This is a genomic window from Streptomyces sp. NPDC046977, from assembly GCF_040644455.1.
In the GTDB taxonomy this organism is placed as follows: domain Bacteria; phylum Actinomycetota; class Actinomycetes; order Streptomycetales; family Streptomycetaceae; genus Actinacidiphila.
The window spans coordinates 110915-133243 of the sequence record NZ_JBEYWO010000023.1 but is presented as its reverse complement, the minus strand read 5'-3'; the positions used below and the strand labels follow the sequence as shown (position 1 = coordinate 133243).

At 73.2% G+C, this 22329-nt stretch carries 18 protein-coding genes; 13 read left to right on the top strand and 5 right to left on the bottom strand.

What is annotated here, in order from left to right:
- The first annotated feature begins 17 nt into the window (after positions 1-17).
- Positions 18-1649: a glycoside hydrolase family 13 protein gene (locus ABZ883_RS30000; protein ID WP_360911556.1), complete on the top strand. Its 1632-nt coding sequence runs from the start codon at positions 18-20 to the stop codon at positions 1647-1649.
- Between the two features lie 31 nt (positions 1650-1680).
- A complete protein-coding gene (locus ABZ883_RS29995) occupies positions 1681-2718 on the top strand; it encodes a LacI family DNA-binding transcriptional regulator (RefSeq protein ID WP_360911554.1) in 1038 nt (345 codons plus the stop codon).
- Between the two features lie 213 nt (positions 2719-2931).
- Here the strand turns inward: ABZ883_RS29995 and ABZ883_RS29990 are convergent, their stop codons facing one another.
- Entirely contained in the window at positions 2932-4389 is a 1458-nt protein-coding gene (locus ABZ883_RS29990) for a hypothetical protein (RefSeq protein ID WP_360911552.1), read from the bottom strand.
- Between the two features lie 379 nt (positions 4390-4768).
- Here ABZ883_RS29990 and pulA point away from each other — a divergent pair, with 379 nt between their 5' ends.
- From pulA to ABZ883_RS29975, 3 genes are all read left to right on the top strand, one after another.
- On the top strand, positions 4769-10183 hold the full coding sequence (gene pulA, locus ABZ883_RS29985) for a pullulanase-type alpha-1,6-glucosidase (RefSeq protein WP_360911626.1): 5415 nt from the start codon (positions 4769-4771) through the stop codon (positions 10181-10183).
- A 215-nt stretch (positions 10184-10398) separates the two neighbouring features.
- On the top strand, positions 10399-11154 hold the full coding sequence (locus ABZ883_RS29980) for a TNT domain-containing protein (RefSeq protein WP_360911550.1): 756 nt from the start codon (positions 10399-10401) through the stop codon (positions 11152-11154).
- 12 nt (positions 11155-11166) lie between these two features.
- Positions 11167-11517, top strand: coding sequence for a hypothetical protein (locus ABZ883_RS29975; protein WP_360911548.1), 351 nt, complete (start codon positions 11167-11169; stop codon positions 11515-11517).
- 58 nt (positions 11518-11575) lie between these two features.
- Here ABZ883_RS29975 and ABZ883_RS29970 read toward each other — a convergent pair whose 3' ends face one another.
- Both ABZ883_RS29970 and ABZ883_RS29965 read right to left on the bottom strand, forming a co-directional pair.
- Positions 11576-12082: a GNAT family N-acetyltransferase gene (locus ABZ883_RS29970; protein ID WP_360911546.1), complete on the bottom strand. Its 507-nt coding sequence runs from the start codon at positions 12080-12082 to the stop codon at positions 11576-11578.
- Positions 12083-12204: 122 nt separating this feature from the next.
- The gene (locus ABZ883_RS29965; protein WP_360911544.1) at positions 12205-14184 is read right to left on the bottom strand and encodes a hypothetical protein; all 1980 of its coding nucleotides are present in this window, start codon (positions 14182-14184) and stop codon (positions 12205-12207) included.
- A gap of 186 nt (positions 14185-14370) precedes the next feature.
- Here ABZ883_RS29965 and ABZ883_RS29960 point away from each other — a divergent pair, with 186 nt between their 5' ends.
- Positions 14371-14925: a DUF1203 domain-containing protein gene (locus ABZ883_RS29960; RefSeq protein WP_360911542.1), complete on the top strand. Its 555-nt coding sequence runs from the start codon at positions 14371-14373 to the stop codon at positions 14923-14925.
- Positions 14926-15008: 83 nt separating this feature from the next.
- Here ABZ883_RS29960 and glnII read toward each other — a convergent pair whose 3' ends face one another.
- Positions 15009-16028, bottom strand: coding sequence for a glutamine synthetase (glnII, locus tag ABZ883_RS29955; protein WP_360911540.1), 1020 nt, complete (start codon positions 16026-16028; stop codon positions 15009-15011).
- A 196-nt stretch (positions 16029-16224) separates the two neighbouring features.
- Here glnII and ABZ883_RS29950 point away from each other — a divergent pair, with 196 nt between their 5' ends.
- The 5 genes from ABZ883_RS29950 (at position 16225) to ABZ883_RS29930 (ending at position 19754) form a co-directional block, all read left to right on the top strand.
- On the top strand, positions 16225-16599 hold the full coding sequence (locus ABZ883_RS29950) for an isomerase (RefSeq protein ID WP_360911538.1): 375 nt from the start codon (positions 16225-16227) through the stop codon (positions 16597-16599).
- 8 nt (positions 16600-16607) lie between these two features.
- Complete coding sequence (locus tag ABZ883_RS29945; protein WP_360911624.1) at positions 16608-17468, top strand: Gfo/Idh/MocA family oxidoreductase; 861 nt, start codon at positions 16608-16610, stop codon at positions 17466-17468.
- A gap of 79 nt (positions 17469-17547) precedes the next feature.
- Positions 17548-17952, top strand: a complete 405-nt coding sequence (locus tag ABZ883_RS29940) for a hypothetical protein (RefSeq protein ID WP_360911536.1) — start codon at positions 17548-17550, stop codon at positions 17950-17952.
- A 56-nt stretch (positions 17953-18008) separates the two neighbouring features.
- Positions 18009-19016, top strand: a complete 1008-nt coding sequence (locus tag ABZ883_RS29935; RefSeq protein WP_360911535.1) for an NADPH:quinone reductase — start codon at positions 18009-18011, stop codon at positions 19014-19016.
- 156 nt (positions 19017-19172) lie between these two features.
- Positions 19173-19754, top strand: a complete 582-nt coding sequence (locus ABZ883_RS29930; RefSeq protein ID WP_360911533.1) for a TIGR03086 family metal-binding protein — start codon at positions 19173-19175, stop codon at positions 19752-19754.
- A gap of 5 nt (positions 19755-19759) precedes the next feature.
- Here the strand turns inward: ABZ883_RS29930 and ABZ883_RS29925 are convergent, their stop codons facing one another.
- Entirely contained in the window at positions 19760-20596 is an 837-nt protein-coding gene (locus ABZ883_RS29925; protein ID WP_360911531.1) for an undecaprenyl-diphosphate phosphatase, read from the bottom strand.
- A gap of 217 nt (positions 20597-20813) precedes the next feature.
- Between ABZ883_RS29925 and ABZ883_RS29920 the strand changes: the two genes are divergently transcribed.
- On the top strand, positions 20814-21908 hold the full coding sequence (locus ABZ883_RS29920) for a magnesium and cobalt transport protein CorA (protein WP_360911529.1): 1095 nt from the start codon (positions 20814-20816) through the stop codon (positions 21906-21908).
- Positions 21909-21982: 74 nt separating this feature from the next.
- Positions 21983-22213, top strand: coding sequence for a hypothetical protein (locus tag ABZ883_RS29915; RefSeq protein WP_360911527.1), 231 nt, complete (start codon positions 21983-21985; stop codon positions 22211-22213).
- Positions 22214-22329: the final 116 nt, after the last annotated feature.

Below are 22329 nucleotides of genomic sequence, written 5' to 3'. Positions count from 1 at the left end.
TCCTCCAAGGGATCACCATGACCCAGTACCTGGCGGACTCCACCCGTCACCCCCACGCCTCCGACCAGCCCGTGGCCGCCACGGACTGGTGGAGAGACGCGGTCATCTACCAGGTCTACCCCCGGAGTTTCGCCGACGGGAACGGCGACGGCATGGGCGACATCCCCGGCGTCCGCGAGCGCCTTCCGTACCTGCGCGACCTGGGTGTCGACGCGGTCTGGCTGAGCCCCTTCTACGCCTCCCCGCAGGCCGACGCCGGTTACGACGTCGCCGACTACCGGGCCATCGACCCGATGTTCGGCACCCTGCACGACGCCGACGGGCTGATCCGCGACGCCCACCGGCTGGGCCTGCGCATCATCGTCGACCTGGTCCCCAACCACTCCTCCGACCAGCACGAGTGGTTCAAGCAGGCGTTGCGCGAGGGCCCCGGCTCCCCGCTGCGGCAGCGCTACCACTTCCGTCCCGGCAAGGGCGGGAACGGCGAACTGCCGCCCAACGACTGGGAGTCGGTCTTCGGCGGCCCGGCCTGGACCCGCGCGGCCGACGGCGAGTGGTTCCTGCACCTGTTCGCGCCCGAGCAGCCCGACTTCAACTGGGAGCACCCGGCCGTCCAGGACGAGTTCCGCTCGATCCTGCGCTTCTGGCTGGACATGGGCGTCGACGGCTTCCGCATCGACGTCGCGCACGGCCTGGTGAAGGCCGACGGCCTGCCCGACATCGGCGCCCACGAGCAGCTCAAGCTGCTTGGCAACGATGTCCTGCCCTTCTTCGACCAGGACGGTGTGCACGAGGTCTACCGCTCGTGGCGGCGCATCCTCGACGAGTACCACGGCGAGCGCATCGCGGTCGCCGAGGCGTGGACCCCCACCGTGGAGCGCACCGCCAACTACGTCCGCTCCGACGAACTGCACCAGGCCTTCAACTTCCAGTACCTGGGCACCAAGTGGGACGCCGCCGAGCTGCGCGAGGTCATCGACCGCTCACTGGACGCCATGCGCCCGGTCGCCGCGCCCACCACCTGGGTGCTGTCCAACCACGACGTGGTCCGCCACGCCACCCGGCTCTCCGCCGACCAGCGGACGTACGACGTGCGCCGCGCCCGCGCCGCCTCCCTGCTGATGCTGGCGCTGCCCGGCTCCGCGTACGTCTACCAGGGCGAGGAGCTCGGCCTGCCCGAGGTCACCGACCTGCCCGACGAGGTCCGCCAGGACCCGGCGTTCTTCCGCGCCGCCGGCCAGGACGGCTTCCGCGACGGCTGCCGGGTGCCGATCCCGTGGACAGCGGAGGGCGGCTCGTACGGTTTCGGCAGCGGCGGCAGCTGGCTGCCGCAGCCCGCCTCCTGGGCGAGCCTGAGCGTCGAGGCGCAGACCGGGGACCCGGCCTCCACGCTGGAGCTGTACCGCGCGGCGCTGCGGCTGCGCCGCGAACTGCCCGGCCTCGGCGCGGGGGAGTCGGTGCACTGGCAGGACGCCCCGCAGGGCGTGCTGGTCTTCCGCCGCCCCGGCTTCGTCTGCACCGTCAACACCACGGGTGCCCCGGTGACCCTGCCGGCGCCGGGCACGGTGCTGCTGAGCAGCGCCCCCGTCGAGGTCACGGCGGACGGGGCCGTCCTCCCGTCCGACACGACCGTCTGGTGGGCCGTTTGACGTGCGCCGCGGTCGCATAGGCTCGGGGATCGTGAACACCACGGCCCGCCTCGCCGACATCGCGGCACAGGCGGGGGTCAGCGAGGCCACCGCCAGCCGCGTGCTGAACGGGAAGGCGGGGGTCGCCCCCGCCACCCGGCAGAAGGTGCTGGCCGCACTCGACGTGCTCGGTTACGAGCGCCCGGTGCGGCTGCGCCGGCGCAGCGCCGGCCAGATCGGCCTGATCACCCCCGAGCTCAACAACCCGATCTTCCCGGCCTTCGCCCAGGTCATCGAGCAGAACCTGACCGGCTACGGCTACACCGCGGTGCTGTGTACCCAGCACCCCGGCGGCTCCACCGAGGACGAACTGGTGGAGGCGCTCGTGGAGCGCGGGGTGCGCGGCATCGTCTTCCTGTCCGGCCTGCACGCCGACGTCACCGCCGACCCCGAGCGCTATGCCCGGCTCCTCGGCCAGGGCGTGCCCTATGTGCTCGTCAACGGCTGGAACCCGGCCATCGCGGGCCCGTACATCTCGCCGGACGAGCGCGCCTCGGCGCGGATCGCCGTGCAGCACCTGGTGGACCTCGGCCACCAGCGGATCGGGCTGGCCGTCGGGCCCAACCGCTATGTGCCGGTGCACCGCAAGGTCGACGGCTTCGTGGAGGCGCTGGGCGACTTCCTGGGCCTGGACACGGAGGAGGCGGCGGGCTGCGTGCAGCACACGCTGTTCTCCGTCGAGGGCGGTCACGCGGCCGCCGGCGCGCTGCTGGACCGGGGCTGCACGGGCATCGTGTGCGGCAGCGACCTGATGGCGCTGGGGGCCGTGCGGGCGGCGCGGGAGCGGGGGCTGACGGTGCCCGGGGACGTCTCGGTCGTCGGCTACGACGACTCGCCGCTGATCGCCTTCACCGACCCGCCGCTGACCACGGTCCGGCAGCCGGTCGAGGCGATGGGCGCGGCCGCCGTGAACGCGCTGCTGGAGGAGATCGGCGGCAATCCGGTGCAGCGTTCCGAGTTCGTCTTCCAGACGGAGCTCGTCGTGCGCGGCTCCACGGGCCAGGCGCCCGGCGGCGGCCGCCGCTCCTGACGCCGGGCCCGGCGTCAGGAACGGCCTTTGTCCGTACGTCCCCGGTCCGGCCGGCCGGGCGCGTGGGGCCGCCGTCAGGCGCGGACCCCCGGCCGGCCGGACCGGGACGATGAGGAACGTAACAGCGCTTCCCGGCGGGACGGAAGGCCCCTGCAGAAACTTTCTGCAAGATTCTGCAGGTGGGAGGCGGGCGGGACGTCCGAGGCGCTTCGCTCAGGGCGCGATGCCCACGCCCGGCAGCCGGCTGAGCACCCGCTCCCGTGCCGCGGACAGCGCCGGCCAGTGCGTGCCGCCCGGCCGCGGGTAGACGCGGGTGGCGTACGGGCGCGGGAACCAGTCCGGGGCGAAGAAGCAGCCGGTGCCGTAGCCGGCGTCGTACGCCGGGCAGGAGGCCGCGACCGACGCGGGCGTGGGCGTGCGGCCGGTGCGCACCCAGCCGGCGAGGGCGTCGAGGGCGGCGGCGTACTCCGCGGAGCTCAGCTCGCTGTGCTCGGACTCCCGGGTGAAGGTCTGCACGAGACGGACCCGCCCCCGGTCGCCGCGGGAGCGGGCCGCGCCCTCCAGGGACGCCCGATAGGCCGCCTCGTGCTCGACGAACGCCGTCGGGTCGTCGATGGCGTGCATCGTGAGCACGGGCAGGGAGACGGCGCCGGTGATGTCGCTGTCGAAGGACAGGTCCCGCTTGGCCGACGGGTCCGCGGCGAAGCGCTCCACCCCCGCGTTGAGGGCGGCGTCGTCGTGTGAACCGCGGTACCGCACGGTCATGTTGTCGAACGGATTGCGGCCGCCCAGCCGGTTGACGACGATGTCGCGGAAGGTGAAGGTCGCGAAGCGCAGGTGGGACTCCAGCGTCCGCTCGGGGACGCGTGTCACCGCGAGGATGTCGTCCAGGTTCCGCTGCTGGAGCGGCGTGCGCTCCTGGGGCGGCGACGCGTAACCGGTGCACTCCTGGAGCCTGGAGCGCAGACCCGTGGTCGTCATCGTCGAGTCCGCGCGCAGCCCCGTCCACAGGGGGTACTGGGGTTCCGTGGGGCGCGGGTGGTTCCGGCAGTAGTACTGGTAGACCACGCGCAGGTCCACCCGGTAGTCGTAGCCGCGCGAACCGCCGCCCAGGACACCGCTGGTCAGCAGGACGCCGTCGTAGGGCGCGTGCCTGCCGGTGCCGTGGATCTCGGCGACCTTGGCCGCGACGTTTCCGCCCCAGGACTGGCCGTGGACGAAGGTCCGGCGCGGGGTGCCGAAGCGCGCCACGAACAGCCGGCGCACGTTCTCGGTGTCCGCGACAGCCATCCGCGTGCCGTAGCCGCCGCGGCGGTACGACGAACCCGCCCAGGCGTAGCCCTCGTTGACCATCACCGACCAGCGCTCCAGGTCCCCGGTGCTGCGCTCGGGGTCGGAGGTGTCGCCGAGGTCGGGGCCGCCATGGGCGTGCACGACCAGCGAGCCGTTCCAGTCGTGCGGGACGGCCATCGCGTAGAAGGCGCCGTTCGCGTCCTGGCCCCGGTAGCAGGTGGCCTCCGCCGCCAGGTTCGCCGGGCACGGCGCGGGGGCGGGGCCGTCCGTCGCGGCGGCCGGGACGGGTCCCGCCGTGCCGGCGGCGAGGATCGCGGCGAGGCCGCCGGCCACCGCGGCGACGCGGCGTCCCGCGGACCGGCCCCTGGCCGGCGGCACTGCGGAGCGTGTGCGGCGAGAGAAAAGCCCGAGCATCTCCTCGTCTCCCTTCGGTCTTCCCGCGCCTCGTCGCGCGGGGCACCGATGCTCGGCGACGGCGGCCGGGCGGTCCAGGGACATCGCGGTTGCGTTCATAGTGTTCGGTGACGGTTCGTCAGAACGTGTGTGGCGAGAGGGTGTCGGGCGGGCCGCAGGGGCAGGGCACGACCTGGTTGGAAATCCTTGCGACATCTTGCTGTAAGACCCGCGCAAGAGGTACGGTCCCGCTCACGGTCCGGCACCGCCGCCGGGCCACGGCTCATGGCGCGTGGGCTCCCAGAGGTACAACCGTCCGCACACGGATTCCGCAAGGAGAACCCCCGTGGCCCAGCCCACCGGGCTGCCCGCGTCCGCCGCGCGTCCCCGCGCGCGCAGACGCGGAGCCGCAGCCGTCGCGGTGGCGGCCCTCGCCGCCGCCCTCGCCGTCCCCGCCTCGGCCCCCGCCGCCTCGGCGGCCGCCCCGCCCGTCCCGCCGTCCGATGCCGTGCTCGCCGCGCAGCCCGCCCGTCACGACCTGACGCGGGAGCAGTTCTACTTCGTCCTGCCGGATCGTTTCGCCAATGGCGACCCCTCCAACGACAGGGGCGGCCTGACCGGCAGCCGGCTCAGCACCGGCTACGACCCCACCGACAAGGGCTTCTACCAGGGCGGCGACCTCAAGGGCCTGACCCGGCGCCTCGACTACGTCAAGGGCCTCGGCACCACCGCGATATGGATGGCGCCGATCTTCAAGAACCGGCCCGTGCAGGGCACGGGGGACGGGGCGTCGGCCGGCTACCACGGCTACTGGATCACCGACTTCACCCAGGTCGACCCGCACTTCGGCACCAACGCCGACCTCAAGGCGCTGATCTCCAAGGCCCACGCCAAGGGCATGAAGGTCTTCTTCGACGTCATCACCAACCACACCGCCGACGTCGTCGACTACGACGAGAAGTCCTACGGCTACCTCTCCAAGGGCGCGTTCCCCTACCTGACGAAGGACGGCGTGCCCTTCGACGACGCCGACTACGCGCAGGGTGGCAAGGGCTTCCCCGCCGTCGACCGCGACTCCTTCCCCCGCACCCCCGTCGTCACCTCGGACAACAAGGTCCCGGCCTGGCTCAACGACCCGGCGATGTACCACAACCGGGGCGACTCCACCTTCGCCGGCGAGAGCGCCGACCAGGGCGACTTCTCCGGCCTCGACGACCTGTGGACCGAGCGCCCCGAGGTCGTGAAGGGCATGGAGGAGATCTACGAGAAGTGGGTCCGCGACTTCGCCGTCGACGGCTTCCGCATCGACACCGTCAAGCACGTCGACCTGCCGTTCTGGACGCAGTGGGCCACCGCCCTCGACGCGTACGCCGCCCGGCACGGCCGCAAGGACTTCTTCATGTTCGGCGAGGTCTACTCCGCCGACACCGCGATCACCTCCCCGTACGTCACGCAGGGGCGTCTGGACTCGACGCTCGACTTCCCCTTCCAGGACGCCGTCCGCCAGTACGCCTCCCAGGGCGGCCCGGCCTCACGGCTCGCCTCGGTCCTCGGCGACGACTACCGCTACACGACCGACAAGGCCAACGCGTACGAGCAGGTCACCTTCCTCGGCAATCACGACATGGGCCGCATCGGCACGTTCCTGGAGCAGGACAACCCGAAGGCCGACGACGCCGCACTCGTGCGCAGGGACCGGCTCGCCAACGAGCTGATGTTCCTCTCCCGCGGCAACCCTGTCGTCTACTACGGGGACGAGCAGGGCTTCACCGGCGCCGGCGGCGACAAGGACGCCCGCCAGACGATGTTCGCCTCGAAGGTCGCCGACTACCTCGACGACGACGAACTCGGCACCGACCGCACCCACGCGAGCGACGCCTACGACACCGGCGCCCCGCTCTACCGGGCGATCGCGAGACTGTCCGCGCTGCGCAAGGCCCATCCGGCCCTCGCCGACGGCGTGCAGACCGAGCGCTACGCCGCGGACGGCGCCGGGATCTACGCCTTCTCGCGCACGGACCCCAGGACCCGCACCGAGTACGTCGTCGCCGTCAACAACGCGACGGAGGAGCGGACCGCCGAGGTGCCCACCGGCTCCGCGAACACCGCCTTCACCGCGCTCTACGGCACCGAGGACGCGGTGCGCAGCGGTGCCGACACCAGGATCGCCGTCACCGTCCCGGCCCTGTCCGCCGTGGTCTGGAAGGCGGCGAAGCCGCTCGGCGCCCCCGCCACCAGGCCGTCCCTCACCCTCGAAGCCCCCGCGGCGGGCGCCACCGGCACCGTCGAACTGTCGGCCGGCGTCCAGGGCGGGCAGCTGAACCGGGTCGTCTTCGCCGCGCAGACCGGCAACGGGCCCTGGAAGGTGCTCGGCTCCGCGGACCACGCGCCGTACAAGGTCACCCAGACGGTCGGTGACGACGTGACGCCCGGGACCGCGCTGCGGTACAAGGCGGTCGTGATCGATTCCGCCGGCCGCACCGCGAGCGCCACCGCCGAGTCCACCAGCGGCACCCCGGTCCCGCCGCAGCCCCCGGTGGCGAGCAGCCGCGACTACGCGATCGTCCACTACAAGCGGGCCGACAACGACTACACCGACTGGCGGCTGTACGCCTGGGGCGACATCGCCGACGGCGAGGGCACCACGTGGCCCGCCGGGCACGACTTCATCGGCCGCGACGCCTACGGCGCCTTCGCCTATGTGAAGCTCAAGCCGGGCGCCTCCAGCGTCGGTTACCTCGTCATCGACAAGGACGGCACCAAGGACGTCGGCTCCGACCGCTTCATCGACGTCACCAGGACCGGCGAGATCTGGGTCGAGCAGGGCAAGGAGGCCGTCGCCACCCAGGCCCCCTCCGGCACCGAGCCGGGACAGGACAGGTCCAAGGCCGTCCTCCACTACCACCGGGCCGATGGAGACTACACCGGCTGGGGCCTGCACACCTGGACCGGCGCCGCCAACCCCACCGACTGGACCGCCCCGTTGCAGCCGGTCAGGACCGACGCCTTCGGCGCCGTCTTCGAGGTGCCGCTCGCCGCGGGCGCCATGTCGCTCAGCTACATCCTGCACAAGGGCGACACCAAGGACCTGCCCGCCGACCAGTCGCTCGACCTCGCCACCTACGGACACGAGGTGTGGCTCCTGAACGGCACCGAGAAATACCTGCTGCCGACCACGTCCGGCTCCTCCGCCGACCTCGACCTCTCCACGGCCAAGGCGCAGTGGATCGACGCCGACACCGTCGCCTGGAAGACCGGTGACGCCGCGGCCAGTCAGCAACTGGTCTACGCCCCCGGCGGCGGGCTCGCCGTCAAGGACGGCGTGCTGACGGGTGAGGGCCACTGGCTTCGTCTCGACCGCGTCCCGGGCGGTCTGACCGACGCCCAGAAGGCCCGTTTCCCGCACCTGAAGGACTACGCGGCCTTCACGATCGACCCGCGCGACCGCGACCGCGTCCGCGCGGCCCTCACCGGCCAGATCGTCGCCACGCAACGGCTGGCCACAGGGGCGCTGCTCTCCGCCACCGGAGTCCAGATCCAGGGCGTCCTGGACGACCTGTACGCGGCGAAGGCGACCAAGGCCGCACTCGGCCCGGTCTTCTCCCACGGCAGGCCCACGCTGTCGGTGTGGGCCCCGACCGCCCAGTCCGTCGCCCTGGACCTCGACGGGCGCACCGTCCCGATGCGGCGCGACGCCTCCACCGGCGTGTGGAGCGTGACCGGTGAGCGCAGCTGGACCGGCAAGCCGTACCGGTACGTGGTGAAGGTCTGGGCGCCCGGCGTCCAGAAGGTCGTCACCAACACCGTCACCGACCCGTACTCGGTCGCCCTGACCGCCGACTCGAAGCAGAGCCTCGTCGTCGACCTCGACGACAAGGCGCTCGCCCCCAGCGGCTGGTCGCACCTGGCCAAGCCCAGGGCGGTCGGCCTGAACAACGCCCAGATCCAGGAACTCCACATCCGGGACTTCTCCGCCGAGGACACCTCCGTCCCCGCCGCTGACCGGGGCAAATACACTGCCTTCACCGACACCGGCTCCGCCGGCATGACGCACCTGCGGGCGCTGGCGAAGGCGGGTGTCTCCTACGTCCACCTCCTGCCGGCCTTCGACTTCGCCACCGTGGCCGAGAAGGGCGCCGACCAGGCAACGGTCGACTGCGACCTCGCCGCCTACCCGGCCGACTCCGAGAAGCAGCAGGAGTGCGTGGCGGCCGTCGCCGCCGAGGACGCCTACAACTGGGGCTACGACCCGTTCCACTACACCGTCCCCGAGGGCTCCTACGCCACCGACCCGGACGGCACTCGGCGCACGGTGGAGTTCCGGAGGATGGTGCAGAGCCTCAACACCTCCGGCCTGCGCGTCGTCATGGACGTGGTCTACAACCACACCGCCGCCAGCGGCCAGGACGACACGTCCGTCCTCGACCGGATCGTGCCCGGCTACTACCAGCGCCTGCTGGACGACGGCACGGTCGCGAACTCCACCTGCTGCTCCAACACCGCGCCCGAGAACGCGATGATGGGCAAACTGGTCGTCGACTCGATCGTCACCTGGGCCAGGGAGTACAAGGTCGACGGCTTCCGCTTCGACCTCATGGGCCACCACCCCAAGGCCAACATCGTCGCCGTCCGCAAGGCACTGGACGCGCTGACCCCCGCCAAGGACGGCGTCGACGGAAGGAAGATCATCCTCTACGGCGAGGGCTGGAACTTCGGCGAGGTCGCCGACGACGCCCGCTTTGTGCAGGCCACCCAGAAGAACATGGCCGGCACCGGCGTCGCCACCTTCTCCGACCGGGCCCGCGACGCGGTCCGCGGCGGCGGCCCCTTCGACGCCGACCCCGGCGTCCAGGGCTTCGCCTCCGGCCTGTTCACCGACCCCAACGGCTCCGCCGCCAACGGCACGCAGGCCGAGCAGAAGGCCCGTCTGCTGCACTACCAGGACCTCATCAAGGTCGGCCTCACCGGCAACCTGAAGTCCTTCTCCTTCACCGGCAGCGACGGCAAGGAGGTCACCGGCGCCGAGGTCGACTACAACGGCTCGCCCGCCGGGTACGCGGACGCCCCCGGCGACGCCCTCGCCTACGTGGACGCCCACGACAACGAATCCCTCTTCGACGCGCTCGCCTTCAAGCTGCCGAAGGACACCTCGCCCGCCGACCGGGCCCGCATGCAGGTGCTGGCCGAGGCCGTCCCCGCGCTCTCCCAGGGCCCGGCCCTCTACCAGGCCGGCTCCGACCTGCTGCGCTCCAAGTCCCTGGACCGCAACTCCTACGACTCCGGTGACTGGTTCAACGCCGTCCACTGGGACTGCCGGGCCGGCAACGGCTTCGGCCGCGGCCTGCCCCCGAAGGCCGACAACGAGTCCAAGTGGCCGTACGCCAGGCCGCTGCTGACCGCGGACACCCTCAAGGCCGGCTGCGAGCAGATCACTTCGGCCTCGGCCGCGTACCAGGACCTGCTGCGCATCCGCTCCACCGAGCCCGACTTCGGGCTCACCACGGCCGCGCAGGTGCGGGACCGGCTCTCCTTCCCGCTGTCCGGCAAGGACGAGACCCCGGGCGTCATCACCATGCGGCTCGGTGACCTGGTCGTGGTCCTCAACGCCACCCCGCAGGCCCAGGAGCAGCGCGTCACCGCCCTCGCCGGTACGGGCTGGGTCCTCCACCCGGTCCAGGCCGCGGGCTCCGACCCGGTGGTCAGGCACTCCGCCTACGACCGCGCCTCGGGCACCTTCACCGTCCCGGCGCGGACCGTCGCGGTGTACGTCCACCGGTAACGCGACACTCCGTCACCGCCCGGCCGGGGCTCCCCCGAGGGGGTGCCCCGGCCGGGCGGTGCTGCGTACGGGCGAAGTCCGGGACCATCCGGATGAATTCACGGCGAGCCGGTCCGGCGGACGGCGCGGTGAGGGGTACGTATTCGCGCGGCCTCGGTTACCCAGGGTGACCAGGCCTCCCGATTGCCCGGTTCCCGTCGTCCCATGGAGGACCCTTGAAGCGGCGCCAGCGAATATCGCTCACCACTCTGCCTGCTCTGCTCGTCCTGGTTGTCAGCACCCTTATCGGCACGGTCGCGCCCTCGCAGGCCGACGACCGGGGCCCGGCCGCGCACGCCCCGGCCCCCGCCGTCCGTCCGGCGCCTTCCGTGCGCCCTGCCGCGGCTCCGGTGGTCCCGCTGGTGGGTCCCGGCCGGCCTCTCACCGCAGGCCCGCACACCCCCCGCATCTGCGTCGGTGCCACGTTCACCGTCCCGACGTTCTTCTGCGGCGATCCGCGGCTCGGCCCGCGCGTCCTGCCCCGCAAGGGCCTGATCGGCGCGATGCTGACCGGCTATCGCCGCCTCGACGGCCAGAACGCCAACGGATTCCTGTCGACCTGGTACGACTCCGCGGCGGGCAGGTACCGGTTCCCGGCCGACGACGGTTTCCTGCCCGGCACCCCCACCACGATCCTCAACCTCAGCGTGGGCCAGCGGATCGACCGCTTCGGCGGCGAGGGCGGACGGTTCCTCGCGCCGGCGGGCTCGCCGTACGCCCAGCGCTCCATCGCGCCGTCGAACCTCAACACCTTCGACGCGGGCTACCCCTTCAACTACCACCTGTACAAGGTCGTCCGCCGCTTCGAGGTCCGCGCGGGGCTCGTCGCCCCCTTCTACGGCCAGCCGGGCAACGGACTCCAGTACGTGCTGGGGGACACCGACAGCGTCGCCAACCACATCGCCAACGGCGATCTCGTCCGGCTGAACTGACGGGCCCCGTCCATGGACCGGCGTGAGCTGTGCGAGGCACTCGCCTCCGAGGGGGTGCCCGGCGGCCTGTACGAGATCCCCGGCTTCCACGAGTTCGACGTGCGGCCCCCGGACCACTACTACCTCCGGCAGGAGGACGACGCCTGGGTGGTCGGCAACTGGGAACGCGGCGTGCACCACCCGCACCGCCGCTTCGACAGCGAGGACGCGGCCTGCCGCTACCTCCACGACCGGCTCACGTGGCGCGGGCCCGGCCCGGGCCCCGGCGTGGACGAGGAGATGGAGGCGGTCCTGCGGGACCGCGAGGAGATCCGGCGTGCGGCCGACGCGGCGTACGACCGGGCCCGTCGCGCACAGCCCTGACGCCGATCCCCTGAGGGCGGCCCGCCCCCGGACCTCCGGGGCGGGCCGCTCCGCCGTGCTAGAGCGCCTTCTCCAGCAGCGTCACCGCGTACGGGCTGCCCTTGCCGCCCTGCTTGCGGGGCTGCTCCCCGACGACGGTGTAGCCGGCCGCCTCGTACCAGCCGCGCAGCCGCGCGTTGCCGGCCACGCAGTCCAGCCGGGCCCAGCGGCGTCCCTCGGCGGCGATACGGCGTTCCGCCTCGGCCAGCATCGCCGTGCCGGCGCCGCGCGGGGCCGTCCCGCGGTCCACCATCAGCCGGTGCACATAGCCGGCGTCGGGCGGTCGCACACCCCAGGCGGGCTCGTCCGCCCACCACAGCTCCCAGCCGCCGACGACCCGGCCGCGGTCCTCGGCGAGCCACACCTCGCCCTCGGCCATGCGGGCCCGGAAGTGGTCCTCGCCCATCTCGCCGGGCTTCCACTGGTCGATGCCCCGCTCCTGCATCCAGCGCGCGGCGCCGTCCCTGAGACGTACGAGCAGGGGGGCGTCGGGGTGCTCCGCGAGGCGGAAGCGGAGATGGTCCATGTCGCCATTGTCGCCGACCCGCCCGCCGACCCGTCTGCGGACGCCCCGTCCGCGGACCCGGGACGGGGCCGGGCCGCCCGGCCGGTGGCGTGGACGGCCACCGGCCGGGCGGCCCGGACGCTTCAGCGCAGCGTGCTGATCCTGGTGCCCGAGTCGAGCACCGCGGACAGCTCCGCCCGGGCGCCCTGCCCGGCCTTCACCGCCATCACCGGGTCGTCGGCGGAACCGGTCACGCCGCCGGTGGCGGTGATCCGTTCGACGTCGGGGCTGCCCGCCGCCAGCAGGTACCAGTGCCCGGCCGTGGACTTCCACAGCACCCCGGCCAGCACCTGCGGCACCGGCCGGCCGCACGCCCCGGTGTCCTTCGTGCTCTGGCCCACCGGCGCGCCCGGGCTGGTCGGCTCGGTGACCGGCGGCAGGAACAGGGCGAGAGTCCGCCCGTCCGTGCCCGTCCACGTGTCGGCGCGGGTGCACACCCAGGTGGCCCGGCCGTTGTCCTCGGGCAGCCGCTGCTCGGCGTACTGCCAGGCGTTGACCGTGCGCACGCCGAGACCCCGCATCGAGCCGAGGTGGCAGACCGTGCGCGCCCAGCTCGCCAGGGCGTCCTTGCCGGCGGCCTCGCCCGGGACGGCACTGCCGGCCGGCTGGTACGTCAGGTGCACCGGTACGAGGTCGCCCAGGTCGGTGAGGAGGATCGGCTTGCCCGGGCCCACGCGGTCCGCCGCCCGGAACTCCAGTGCCGGCCAGGCGGTGCCGCACGGTCCCTTCGCGCCGGCCGAGGCGCTGTCGCTCCCCGCGCCCGGCATCCGTACGGGGTCGGTCACCCCGTCCGCCGCCAGGCGCAGCTTCTGCGCGGGCCGGCCCGGGCCGAGCAGGTCGCGGGACGCCGTCCCGGTCACCCAAGGGGCGGTCAGGAAGCGCGTGTTGCCGTCGATCCGGCCCACCACGACGGCGGCGGTCGACACGTCGGCGCCGTCCACCCGCGTGAAGTCCAGGGCCGCCTGGCCCTTGCCGTCGCGGGGCTCCGCGTAGCGCACGAGCCGCAGGCCGTCGTACATCAGCACCACGCTCGCGGCGTCCACGTCGCCCGCGTACAGCAGTTGCGGGGGCTGCGCGGGCAGGCCCTCGGTGGTGCCCTTGGTGGCCGAGACCGCGACCCGCTCGCCGGGGTGCGCCCACACCTCGAGCGCCCGGCCCAGCAGCTTCGCGTCCTTGACCCGGCCGCCGCGGGCGGGCCAGACGGTGAAGTCCACCCGGGAGGCGCGCTTCCACACGGCGCCGTCCACCCGGACCAGCCGTGCCGGGTCCAGGAGACTCGCGCCGTACGCGTTCGGGGGGCCGCCCGCGGAGTACGGCTCCGGCCCGCCGCCCAGCACGGCGACCAGGACCGCTGTGACGGCCACCGCGGCGGCCGCGATCAGCGCGGCCCGGCCGTGCTGGCGCCTGCGCAGCAGATCCGTCGGCCGGGCCTGCACCGTGCAGGGGTCGAACCCGCCCGCGCCGAGCAGTCCGTACGGGACCGCCTCCGCGGACTTGAGGGCGCCGCGCGGGTCGGGGGCGTCGGCGGCGGCGAGCAGCTTGCGCACCTCGCGGCCGTCGGAGCGGCGCAGGTTCTCCAGCTCCAGGAGCGCGTACGCCGCCCGCGCCGGGGCGTCGAGACCGGCCAGCGCGCGGTCCAGTGCCGCCTCGTCCGTCCCGCCGGCCTTAGGGTGCAGCCGCAGGCCCCAGACGTGCGGCGGCAGGACGCCCGTCGTCAGCTTCCGCAGCCAGCCGCGCGCGCCCTCCTCCTGCTCGAAGGCCAGCGCCGCGCAGAGCACTTCCTGCCGCATCAGCGCGTAGGACCGGTCGGCCGGGCCGCGCGGTCCGGGCACGCCGAGGGACGCGGGGTCGGGCTCGCTCGCGGATCTCGGCAGGGTGCGCTGCACCAGGGTGTGCGCGGTCATGACCCTGCGGTGCCTGCCGAGCCCCGCGGGCAGGATCAGGTACGCCAGCCGGACCAGGTGCGGGTAGTTCTCGACGAGCGCGGCCTCGGCCTCCTCGACGTCCACGATCACGGGAGTGCCGCGCCGGGTCCGGGTGGCGGTCGCTTGTTGAGAAGTCACGTTCCGTTGAACGAGTGAACCCCCGGTTGGTCACCCCCGCGTGCCCAGGGCGAACCCAGCGCGGCAGGGAACCACCGTTCCCCACAAGAGATCTGACGGCCCGTGAGGTCAGGTGGAGAGCGGGCGGCCGAACACGGTGTCCGTATCCCGCCGGACCGGGCGGCCCGTCGCGGCGAGGCTGGGGGCATGACCACGGCATACACGGTGCACCCGACGTACAGCTCCCCCTTCTTCTCCGTTCGCGCCATCGACCCGGCCGTCCTGGAGCGGCTGCGCCGCACCGACGACGCGGGGCTGACGCCCGAGCCCGCGGTGGACGGCGAGGGCGGCGCCCCGCTGCGCTGCTGCCTGCGCCGCAGCGCTCCCGGTGAGCGCGTCGTCCTGGTCGGGTACGCCCCGTTGCGCCGCTGGGCGGCCGCGACCGGCGCGCGGCCCGGCCCGTACGACGAGACCGGCCCGGTCTTCGTCCACGCCGCCGCGGAGGACTGCCCCGGGCCGCCCGCGGGCACCGGGTACGCCCCGGCGCTCGGCCTGCACGGCGAACACCGGGTCCTGCGCTCGTACGACGACAACGGCCGCATCCTGGGCGGCCGCCTGGTGCGGCTCAGCGCGGAGGAGGCCGCGGCCGGCGCCGCCGAGGCCGTGCTCGCCACCCGCTTCGCCGACCCGCGGGTCGCGCTGGTGCACGTACGGGCCGTGGAGTACGGCTGCTTCCTCTACGAGGCCGTGCGCGCGAGGTGAGGCCGTACGCGCCGAGGGCGCCCGTCGTCGTGACGGGCGCCCTCGGTGTGCGGGAGCGGTGGGTGCCGGACGGCAGCCGCCGGTCAGACCAGGTCGGCCTTCTCCAGGGCGGTGCAGCAGGTGTCGACCATGAGGCGGGTGACGGTGTAGGGGTCGACGTTGGCGTTGGGGCGCCGGTCCTCGATGTAGCCCTTCTTGTCCGCCTCGACCTGCCAGGGGATGCGGACGGAGGCGCCACGGTCGGAGACGCCGTAGCTGTACTCGCTCCAGGGGGCGGTCTCGTGGGCGCCGGTCAGGCGGGCCTCGACGCCGGCGCCGTAGTTGCGGATGTGCTCCAGCGGCTTGTCGTCGCGGCCCAGGGCCTCGGCCGCCTCGACGATCGCGTCGTAGCCCTCGCGCATGGCCTTGGTGGAGAAGTTGGTGTGGGCGCCGGCGCCGTTCCAGTCGCCCTTGGCGGGCTTGGGGTCGAGCGTCGCGGAGATCCCGAAGTCCTCGGCGGTGCGGTAGAGCAGCCAGCGCGCGACCCACAGCTGGTCGGCGACCTCCAGCGGGGACAGCGGTCCGACCTGGAACTCCCACTGGCCCGGCATGACCTCGGCGTTGATGCCGGAGATGCCCAGGCCCGCGGCCAGGCAGTTGTCGAGGTGGGCCTCGACGACCTCGCGGCCGTGGATCTCGTCCGCGCCGACGCCGCAGTAGTAGCCGCCCTGCGGGGCCGGGTAACCGCCCTCGGGGAAGCCGAGCGGGCGGCCGCCCTGGAAGAACGTGTACTCCTGCTCGATGCCGAACAGCGGCTCCTGCGCGGCGAAGCGCTCGGCGACCGGGCGCAGCAGCGCGCGGGTGTTGGACTCGTGCGGCGTGCCGTCGATGTGGAACACCTCGCACAGCACCAGCAGGTTGTCCTCGCCGCGGATCGGGTCCGGGTACTGGGCCACCGGCTTGAGCACCCGGTCCGAGCTGTGGCCCTCGGCCTGGTTGGTGCTCGACCCGTCGAAGCCCCAGACACCCGGCGCCTCGCCGTCGGCCAGGATCTTGGTCTTCGAGCGCAGCTTCGCGGTCGGCTCGGTACCGTCGATCCAGATGTACTCGGCCTTGTAACTCACGGATGTCATCCTCGGGGGCGCGGGCCTTGCGGGGCGGCTGGTCTGTTCCGCAGCAGCGTCACAATCCGTGATTTCACATCCATTGCCCAATTGTTAACCCGGTGTGAACGAGCCCGCGGGCCGTGCGCCGGGTACCGGCCGGGGGCCCGGCACCCCTGCCCGGCAAGGCCTCTGGGCAGCACTTACGCTGTGTGCCATGCCTCACATCACCGTGGACTACTCCGCCGGGCTGGCGGACGCGTTCGACCGGCGCGGCTTCGCGCTCGCGCTCCATCCGCTCATCGCCAAGACCATCGACGCACGGGTCGAAGCCTGCACGACCCGCTTCCGCCGCATCGAGGAGGCGGTCATCGCCGACGGCGGCGCGGAGCACGCCATGGTCTACACGCAGATCTCCGTCATGGCCGGGCGCAGCGCCCAGGCCAAGGCCGAGCTGAGCGAGGCCGTCCTGGAGCTCCTGGCCGTCCACCTGGCGTCCACGCCGGAGCTGCGGGTGCAGAGCGCCGTCGACATCACCGATCTCGACCCCGCGTGGTACCGCAAGCACATCGAGCCCGCGAAGGGGGCCTGAGCATGAGCATGCGCATCGGACTGCTCGGCACCGGCCCCTGGGCCGGCATCACGCACGCCCCCGCCCTCGCCGCCCACCCCGGCGTGGAGTTCACCGGGATCTGGGGCCGCCGCCCCGAGGCGGCGGAGGTGCTCGCCGCGGAGCACGGCACCCGCGCCTACACCGACGTCGACGAACTCATCGCCGACGTGGACGCCGTCGCCGTCGCCCTGCCCCCGGACGTCCAGGCGCCGCTGGCCGTACGCGCCGCCGAGGCCGGCCGGCACCTGTTGCTGGACAAGCCGGTGGCGACCACGGTCGACGACGCGCGCCGCGTCGCCGAGGCCGTGGAGAAGGCCGGGGTGGCCTCGGTCGTCTTCTTCACCCTGCGCTTCGCCGCCCCCAGCGCCGCGTGGATCGACGAACGCGCGGCCGAGGACGGCTGGTTCACCGCCCGCGCCGACTGGCTCGGTTCGGTCTTCACCTCCGGTGACAGCCCGTACGCCAACTCGCCCTGGCGGCGCGAGAAGGGCGCGCTGTGGGACGTCGGCCCGCACGCGCTGTCGGTGCTGCTGCCCGTGCTCGGCGACGTCACCGCGCTCACCTCCGCCCAGGGCCCCGGCGACACCGTGCACTTGGTGCTCCGGCACGCGAGCGGCGCGTCCAGCACCGCCACGCTCAGTCTCACCACGCCCCCCGAGGCGGCGGGCGTGACCGTCGAATTCCGTGGCGACCACGGGGTCTCCACGCTGCCCGCGCGCGGCGACGGGTCGGTCGTCTCCTTCGGCAAGGCGGTGGACGCCCTGCTCACGGCGGCGGAGACGGGTGTCGCCCACCCCTGCGACGCCCGCTTCGGATTCCGCGTGACGGAGCTGCTCGCCTCCGTGTGACCCGGGGCGCGGGGACGGTGACGCGCCGTCAGGTGCCAGACCCTGGCGGGGGGCTTGCGAAGTGCCTATCGTTTTGGGTATGGCAGCGGACTGGTGGTCCATCGAAGTCCTCAACGCCGGCACATCCGCCGCGGCATGGCGTGACGCGTACGCGCCCGCACTCGTCGAGTCCGCGGTCACCCACCGTGCGCTGGCGTGGGAATGGCACACGTTCGGTTGGGGCGTGGTCTTCGAGCTGTGCTTCCGTGAGGAGGAGCACTGGCTCGGCTGGCACGCCCTGCCCGGGATCCGGGCGGCGCTCGACGCCGTGCCCGATCCGGTCTCCGGCGTCCTGGTGCACCGCGGCCGCGGCGGCACCAGCGGCGCGTACGTCCCACGGTCCCCGCGCCGCTCCCCGGGCGCGGCGGCGCGCGCGCTCCCCGAGCCACCGCCGGCGCCCGGGGGCGGCCCCGTCGTGCTGTGCGACGGGATCGGGCGGGTCTGACCCCGCGGGTCGCCGGGTACGGGAAGAAACCCGCTCCGGCGGGACTTGTACGGATCATGAAGGCGATCGTGTACACGGAGGGCGGCGGCCCGGAGGTGCTGCGCCTGACCGAGCGTCCCGTCCCGGAGCCCGCTCCCGGCGAGGTACGGGTGCGGGTCGAGGTGTCCGGGGTGAACCCCACGGACTGGAAGTCGCGGACGGCCGCGCCGCCCGGCGGCGGCGAGCGCGTGCCGAACCAGGACGGCGCCGGCGTGGTCGACGCGGTGGGCGAGGGCGTCGACCCCGCCAGGAACGGCCAGCGGGTGTGGCTCTGGGAGGCCGCCTACCAGCGCCCCGGCGGCACCGCGCAGGAGTACGTGACCGTGCCGGAGGCGCAGGCCGTGCCGCTGCCCGACGGGGCCTCCTTCGACCTCGGCGCGAGCATCCCCATCCCCGCGATGACCGCCCACCGCGCCCTGACCCTGCTGGAGGGCGGTCCGCACCGGCTCGGCCCCGGCACGCTCCGCGGCCGCACGGTGCTGGTCGCCGGCGGCGCGGGCGCGGTGGGCAACGCGGCGATCCAGCTGGCGCGGTGGTCGGACGCGACCGTGATCGCCACGGTCAGCAGCCCCCACAAGGCGGGCCTGGCCAGGGCCGCCGGCGCCCACCACGTGGTGAACTACCGGGCGGGCGACGCGGCGGAGGAGATCCTGCGGGCGGCCCCCGACGGCGTCGACATCGTCGCGGAGGTCTCGGTGGCGGTCAACGCGCCGCTCGACCTCGCCGTGCTCGCGCCGAACGGCGTTGTCGCCTACTACGCGGACAACGGCGGCCCCGAGGTGACGCTGCCCGTACGGGAGACCTTCTCCCGCAACTTGCGCTGGCAGGGCGTGCTCGTCTACACGATGCCGGCCGCCGCCAAGCGCGAGGCGATCGCGGCGATCACCGCCGCCGTGACCGTGGGCGCCCTGCGGGTGGGCGAGGAGGCGGGCCTGCCGCTGCACCGCTTCCCGCTGGAGCGCACCGGCGAGGCGCACGCCGCGGTCGAGGGCGGCGCGATCGGCAAGGTGCTCATCGACGTGTAGCGCGGGGTTTCCTGCCGGCCGGGTGCGGGCACCTCCCGGCGGTAGCCGGGGTGGGGGCACCTCCCGGCGGTAGCCGGGGTGGGGGCACCTCCCAGCGGTAGCTGGGGGCGCGTTTGTTCAAGACCGGGTGCCGCCCGCGTTCCTAGCGTGGGCGGCATGACCGATCTTCACGCGTACCTGACCGAAGTCGCCGCCGAGGCCGCCCGCATCGCCCGCGGCGTGCCGTCCGGCCCGGAGCAGCTCGCCGCCCCGACGCCCTGCGCCGCATGGGACACACGGGCGCTGCTCAACCACTGGATCCTCTACACCTCGCACGGCCTGGAGCACCGCGCCCGGCGCGAGCAGCTCCCCGAGGAGCTGACCGCCCGCGACTTCACCGCCGACCCCAACTGGGCGGAGGCCTACGCACGGCAGTTGGACCGCGCCGTCGCGGCCTGGGCCGATCCCGCGGTCCAGGAAGGCGAGATCGACCTCGGCTACGCACGCATGCCCGCCGCCGAGATCGCCGCGATGATCGTCAAGGAGCTGGCCGTCCACGGCTGGGACGTCGCCGGGGCGACCGGCCAGGAGTACCGCTGCGGCGACGCCCTCGGGGAGTTCGTCCTCGGTGTCGTCGAACGCCACGCGGAGGTCTACCGCCAGTACGAGGGCTTCGCCGCGCCCGTCGAGCTCCCCGGTCCCGGGGCGCCGGCCTTCGACCGCGCTCTGGCCCTGTCGGGCCGGACCCCCCGGGGCTGACCGGATCAGGCGCCGATGACGTCGGTGGCGAGGAGGCCGAAGAGGAGGGCGCCGATGACGAGGCGGTAGACGATGAAGGCGTTGAAGGAGTGCTTGGCGACGAACTTCAGCAGCCAGGCGATCGAGGCGTAGGCGACCACGAACGAGACGAGGGTCCCGACGACCAGGGGCGCGGTGTCGATGCCGGCGCCGAGCGCGTCCTTCAGCTCGTACAGGCCGGCGCCGACGAGGGCGGGGATGCCGAGGAAGAAGGACAGACGGGTGGCGGCGACCCGGTCCAGGTCGAGGATGAGCGCGGTGGACATCGTCGCGCCGGACCGGGAGAAGCCGGGGAAGAGCAGGGCGAGGATCTGGGAGGAGCCGACGAGCATGGCGTCCTTGAAGGTGGTGTCGTCCTCGCCGCGCTTGTGCCGGCCCATCTGGTCGGCGACCCACATCACACCGCTGCCGACGATCAGCGACCCGGCGACGACCCACAGGGAGGCCAGCGGTCCCTCGATGAGCGGCTTGGCCGCGAGGCCGACCACCACGATCGGGATGGTCGCGAAGATCACCCACCAGGCGAACTTGTAGTCGTGGTGGTAGCGCTCCTCGCGGTTCGCCAGGCCGGTGAACCACGCCTTGCAGATCCGGACGATGTCCTTGAAGAAGTACACGAGGACCGCGGCGATGGCGCCGGACTGGATGACCGCGGAGAAGGCGACGACGGCCTTGTCGTCGACATCGATGCCCATCAGGCCCTCGGTGATCTTCAGATGACCGGTGGACGAGATCGGGAGGAACTCCGTGACCCCCTCCACCACGCCGAGCACAGCTGCCTGACCGATACTGATGGCGCTCATGGGACCCATCTCTGCGGAGTACGTGGCGTGCCTGCGACCGTCACGGCCGGAGCCCTACGGAGTGTAAAAGACGGGTAGCGCCCCCCGCGAACCAGGGCGCCGGTCGCACCGGCCGCCGCGCCCCTTGCGGAGCCGGGCGCCGCTTCGCGCCCGCCGTCCCCCGCGCGGCGGGGCCTTGGGCATACTGGCGCAGGCCAGACGCGTTCAGGAGCCCTTCATGTCAATGATCAACAATCTCCGCAAAGCCGTCCGTTTCGCTCATCCGCGCCACCGGCGCGTGGACCTGAGCCACCCCGGGCGCTCGCCCCTCGGCAGTTCGGTGGTCAACTGCGTTGTTTACCAGGAGGGTCTGCGGCAGGGAGACTGCGCCGCGTACGAGGCGATAGCCCGGGTGCGCAAGTCGGGCCGGGGGTTCGTGTGGATCGGGCTGCACGAGCCGTCCGAGGCCGAATTCGCGGGTGTCGCCGAGCTGTTCGGGCTGCACCCGCTCGCCGTCGAGGACGCCGTGCACGCCGAGCAGCGGCCCAAGCTGGAGCGGTACGGGGACACCCTCTTCACGATCCTGAAGACCGTCCGCTACGTCGAGCACGACCGGTTGACGGCGACGAGCGAAGTCGTGGACAGCGGCCATGTCATGGTCTTCACCGGCGCCGACTTCGTCATCACCGTGCGGCACGGCGGCCACGGCTCCCTCGGGCCGCTCCGCGAGGGGCTGGAGACCGTCCCCGACCAGCTCGCCAAGGGACCGGCCGCGGTCCTGCACGCCATCACCGACCATGTCGTCGACCAGTACCTCGCCGTCACCGCCGCCGTGCAGCGCGACATCGACGACGTGGAGGCCGATGTCTTCGCCGACTCCCGCGGCCGGGGCACCGACGCCGGGCGGATCTACCAGCTCAAGCGCGAACTGCTGGAGCTCAAGCGGGCGGTGGCGCCGCTCGGCCGGCCCCTGCAGTCCCTGTCGCAGGACCAGCTGCCCGGCATCGACACCGATCTGCGTGCCTACTTCCGCGACGCCGCCGACCACCTCGCGCGCGCCACCGAGCAGGTCACCGCCTTCGACGAACTGCTCAACTCGATCCTCCAGGCCAACATCGCGCAGGTGACGATGGCTCAGAACGAGGACATGCGCAAGATCAGCGCCTGGGTCGCCATCCTCGCCGTGCCCACCATGATCTGCGGGCTGTACGGCATGAACTTCGAGCACATGCCGGAACTGCGCTGGACCTACGGCTATCCGCTCGCCATCGGGGTCATGGCCGTCGCCTGCTTCGTCATCCACCGCGGGTTCCGGCGCAACGGCTGGCTTTGACATCCTCCCCGCCCTGAGGGGCGGGGATTTCTGGCTCACGTGGGCCGGGGACCTGCGGTCCACGGATCCGGCCCATGAACCCGTTCCTCCCCGGCCTGAAGGCCAGGGCCTCCCGGGAGCGCGAACCGCAGGGGGCCGGGCGCACACCGGTCGGCACGTTCACCGGTCCCGCGGTGAGGACAGGCGACGGTACGGCGTCGGCCCGGTCCGTGTGCCGGGCACCGGGGACCCCGGCCGCGGGCGTGGAGCGGCGGCTCGCGTCCGGCGGCGCGGCCGCCTTCGCCACCCGGAAGTCCCCCGGGTGAGGAGGAGTTGCGCGGCGCGGCCTCGAGATCCTCGGCCGCTGCGACAGCCGAGTGTCCGCCGCGGCCCGCGCCTGGGCGCCGGGCGCTGTCCCCAGCGGTCGGGCTCTCCCGCCGCT